3 protein-coding genes are annotated in these 3,418 nt (G+C 68.7%); 2 read left to right on the top strand and 1 reads right to left on the bottom strand.

Annotation, left to right across the window (positions count from 1 at the left end; translation table 11 throughout):
- Positions 1-555 precede the first annotated feature (555 nt).
- The gene (gene hpf / locus C1J00_RS40540; RefSeq protein ID WP_062927201.1) at positions 556-1,251 is read left to right on the top strand and encodes a ribosome hibernation-promoting factor, HPF/YfiA family; all 696 of its coding nucleotides are present in this window, start codon (positions 556-558) and stop codon (positions 1,249-1,251) included.
- Positions 1,252-1,455: 204 nt separating this feature from the next.
- A complete protein-coding gene (locus C1J00_RS40535; protein WP_102913848.1) occupies positions 1,456-2,199 on the top strand; it encodes a response regulator in 744 nt (247 codons plus the stop codon).
- A 9-nt stretch (positions 2,200-2,208) separates the two neighbouring features.
- On the opposite strand, the gene C1J00_RS40530 is transcribed toward C1J00_RS40535, so the two are convergent.
- The gene (locus C1J00_RS40530; RefSeq protein WP_245936701.1) at positions 2,209-3,345 is read right to left on the bottom strand and encodes a winged helix-turn-helix domain-containing protein; all 1,137 of its coding nucleotides are present in this window, start codon (positions 3,343-3,345) and stop codon (positions 2,209-2,211) included.
- Between the last annotated feature and the right edge of the window lie 73 nt (positions 3,346-3,418).

Raw genomic sequence — 3,418 nt, 5'->3', positions numbered from 1 at the left:
GTGGCGGACCGCTTTCGGGGTGGCGGGGCCGAATCCGAACGCCTCATGGACTTCGGCCGTGTATGCGGGAGAGACGTGGGAAAGCAGAGAGGAACAGAACGTCGGATCAAGGCGAGAGAGGACGGGCCGGCGGCCCGCCCGGCAGGTGAACGCGGGCGCGGGCGACGTCGGCGGAGTCTTCGAGGTGGTGTGCGCGGCAGTGGTCGCGGCAACCCCGGACTCTTTCGAAATAGACCGGAACTGACTGAGATCTTGTGTCGTTGCAGGTAACGAGAGGGCCTATTCACCTGAACGGAGGTACGCCGCAGTAGAGGGTGACGACATCCGTCCGGGCGAGATATGTTCGGTTGAGAGGGAAAGCCGCAGGCCACACCTCTCGAATCCGATTGCCGTGCCGTGGGTTTTTCTTCTTCACTCGCGCCGGTGGAGTGGAGATCTCGCTCGCGGGGGAGGAGGTGGAAGTCACCGAGTCCGAGGTTCCGGGACTGACCGGAGCCTGGTGCAAAAGGGAGACGCTCCGCACCGAAGCGGAGCGATCCGGGAACGGAGTTCTGCGTGGACATCGTCGTCAAGGGCCGCAAGACCGAGGTGCCCGAGCGGTTCCGGAAGCACGTGGCCGAGAAGCTGAAGCTGGAGAAGATCCAGAAGCTCGATGGCAAGGTGATCAGCCTCGACGTCGAGGTGTCCAAGGAGCCCAACCCCCGGCAGGCCGACCGCTGTGACCGAGTGGAGATCACACTCCGCTCCCGCGGCCCGGTGATCCGGGCGGAGGCAGCGGCGAGCGATCCGTACGCGGCGCTCGACCTGGCGGCGGAAAAGCTGGAAGCCCGGCTGCGCAGGCAGCACGACAAGCGGTACTCGCGCCGTGGTGCGCGCCGGATCCCGGCCGCCGAGGTCGCCGACCACGTCCCGGGCGTGGCGACACTCAACGGAAACGGCCTGGTGCCGGCTCCCGAGGAGGAGCCCGAGGCCGTACCCACGAAGAAGATCGGCTCGCTGGAAGTGCAGGGTGACGGCCCCATCGTCGTCCGCGAGAAGACCCACGTCGCAGCCCCCATGACCCTCGACCAGGCTCTCTACGAGATGGAGCTGGTCGGGCACGACTTCTACCTGTTCGTCGACTCCGAGACCAAGGAACCGAGTGTCGTCTACCGACGGCACGCCTACGACTACGGCGTGATCCACCTCAGCACGGACACGATGGTCACCCAGGCGCACGCCCCCGACGCGGGCGGTGCGCTCGGCGGCTGACCGTGCCGGACGACAGCGGAACAGGTGCCCCTGGAGCGTGCGTGCGCCCCCAGGGGCACCCCCGTGCGACCACTTCGCGCCCCGCTCCGGCACCCCGGTGCCGTCCGGGCATGAAATCATGGTGACCACGGCCCAACCGGTGGGTCGCTGCTCTGGGTTGGCGATGGCTCAGGACCTCAGGCCAAGCCTTCAGGGGGAGGAACGATGGCGGACAGCTTCGGACCGATGCGTGACGAGGATGCCGACGGCGTCGTCGGCATGGGCCCGGACTCGGGGACTCCACGCAAGGAACCGATCAGAGTCCTTGTGGTGGACGACCACGCCTTGTTCCGCCGGGGCCTGGAGATCGTGCTCGCGGCCGAGGAGGACATCCAGGTCATCGGGGAGGCGGGCGACGGCGCCGAGGCCGTCGAGAAGGCCGCCGACCTGCTGCCCGACATCGTCCTGATGGACGTGCGGATGCCCAAGCGGGGCGGTATCGAGGCGTGCACCTCCATCAAGGAGGTGGCACCCAGTGCGAAGATCATCATGCTGACGATCAGCGACGAGGAAGCCGACCTCTACGACGCCATCAAGGCGGGAGCGACCGGCTATCTCCTCAAGGAGATCTCCACGGACGAGGTGGCCACCGCCATTCGCGCGGTGGCCGACGGGCAGTCGCAGATCAGCCCGTCCATGGCGTCGAAACTCCTCACCGAGTTCAAGTCGATGATCCAGCGCACGGACGAACGCCGGCTGGTGCCCGCGCCGCGCCTGACCGACCGCGAGCTGGAAGTCCTCAAGCTCGTCGCGACGGGAATGAACAACCGTGACATCGCCAAGGAGTTGTTCATCTCCGAGAACACCGTGAAGAACCACGTCCGCAACATCCTGGAGAAGCTGCAACTGCACTCCAGGATGGAAGCGGTGGTGTACGCGATGCGGGAGAAGATCCTCGAGATCCGCTAGGACGCGGTCTCAGCCGAGAAGGCGGGCGAGTTCCTGCGCCAGGGGCTCGCGCAGCTCCGGTGCGTCGACGCGCTCCACGCGGGCGTCCGTGCAGTCCACCCAGGCCGCCGCCTCGGCAAGGGCCTGGGCGACGGCCGGGACGGCCTTCGGGCCGTCCAGGGTGACCTGCTTGGCCACCAGGGTGCGGCCCTCGCGGGCCGGGTCCACGCGGCCGACCAGACGGCCGCCGGCCAGGACCGGCATCGCGAAGTAGCCGTGGACACGCTTCTGTTTGGGGACGTAGGCCTCCAGGCGGTGCGTGAATCCGAAGATCCGCTCCGTGCGCGCCCGCTCCCAGATCAGGGAGTCGAAGGGCGACAGGAGCGTGGTGCGGTGGCGGCCGCGCGGGGGCGTCTGCAGAGCGGCGGGATCGGCCCAGGCCGGCTTGGCCCAGCCCTCGACCGAGACCGGGACCAGGCCCGATTCGGCGATCACCGCGTCGACCTGCTCGCCCTTGAGACGGTGGTAGTCGGCGATGTCCGCGCGAGTACCCACCCCGAGGGACCGGCCCGCCAGGCCGACCAGGCGGCGCAGGCACTCGGTGTCGTCCAGCTCGTCGTGCAGCAGATCACCGGGCACGGCGCGCTCGGCGAGGTCGTAGAGGCGCTTCCAGCCGCGGCGCTCCACGCAGACCACCTCGCCGTACATCAGGGCGCGTTCCACCGCGACCTTGGAGCCGGACCAGTCCCACCAGTCGTTCGTCTTCTTCGCGCCGCCCAACTCCGTCGCCGTCAGGGGGCCTTCGGAGCACAGCTGCTTGATGACCTGGTCGTACACGCCGTCGGGCAGGTCGTGGTTCCAGTGCGGGCGGTTGCGGTAGGAGCGGCGGCGGAAGGCGAAGTGGGGCCACTCCTCGATGGGGAGGATGCAGGCGGCGTGGGACCAGTACTCGAAGGAGTGCGTGTCCTGCCAGTAGGCGTCCTCGACTGCTCTGCGGCCGACCGCGCCCAGCCGGGCGTACGGGACGAGTTCATGGGAGCGGGCCAGGACCGAGATGGTGTCGAGCTGTATCGCGCCCAGGTGGCGGAGGACGCCACGGACACCGGAGCGGCGGTCGAAGGGCGACAGGAGCGTGGTGCGGTGGCGGCCGCGCGGGGGCGTCTGCAGAGCGGCGGGATCGGCCCAGGCCGGCTTGGCCCAGCCCTCGACCGAGACCGGGACCAGGCCCGATTCGGCGATC

It is taken from the genome of Streptomyces cahuitamycinicus (assembly GCF_002891435.1).
GTDB lineage: Bacteria > Actinomycetota > Actinomycetes > Streptomycetales > Streptomycetaceae > Streptomyces > Streptomyces cahuitamycinicus.
This window is presented reverse-complemented; position numbering and strand designations above follow the sequence as displayed.

Coding starts and splice junctions, on each gene's coding strand:
- C1J00_RS40535 (WP_102913848.1), top strand. CDS start 1,456: ATGGCGGACAGCTTCGGACCGATGCGTGACGAGGATGCCGACGGCGTC.